This is a genomic window from Polaromonas sp. P1_G2 (genome assembly GCF_056405515.1).
Genome location: NZ_JBFUBY010000603.1, coordinates 1 through 760 on the forward strand (window position 1 = coordinate 1; position 760 = coordinate 760).

Below are 760 nucleotides of genomic sequence, written 5' to 3' on the forward strand. Positions count from 1 at the left end.
TCTTCGCGCTATTTCGCTGGCTCTTGGCTCGTCGGATATTCCATTCAAGATATGCAATGCGTTCGGGCCTCACTCAAAGACCAATGCCTTGCTACAAGATTTTTCATATCACGAGCAAGCTGCCGCCCTAAATAAAAAACACGGCACGAATCTGTTTTGCCTCAATGCCAATGAGATGGACATGGCGCTCAGCTATCTCGGTTCTGAGGTATTCGACAAGTCCTACAACATAGCATGTTGGATGTGGGAACTCTCAGAGTTTCCCGATAGGTGGGTCGGTAATTTCCGCTATGTACAAGAAATCTGGGCTCAATCCCGCTTCGTACAGGAGGCAATTGCAAGAAAATCCCCGGTACCCGTCATCTGGATGCCACAGGTGGTAGAGCCGGGAGCTGCCGACCCTGCGGTTGCACAAGCACTGGGGGTTCCGAAGGATGCGTTTACTTTTCTATTTTTTTTCGACTTTACATCGCATGTAGCACGAAAGAACCCGAGGGCGGTCATTGATGCTTTCAACCTCGCCTTCAAAAACAGCGCCGATCGTTCTGTAGCCTTGGTTGTGAAAATGAACGGCATGGACAAATGCCCCCATGAATACCGAACCTTCATAGACAGCGTACGCAACCAGGATACGCGCATCATTTTTATTGACAAGGTACTTAGCGACCGTGAAATCAAGGGACTGATTTGTGGCTGTGATGTCTTTGTTTCACTACATCGATCCGAGGGTTTTGGCCGCGGAATTGCGGAGGCAATGTAT

1 protein-coding gene is annotated in these 760 nt (G+C 49.1%); it reads left to right on the top strand.

The window, feature by feature from the left end; translation table 11 throughout:
- The coding region (locus AC1D0P_RS26460; RefSeq protein ID WP_477679444.1) for a glycosyltransferase family protein at positions 1 to 760 on the top strand (760 nt) is incomplete at both ends.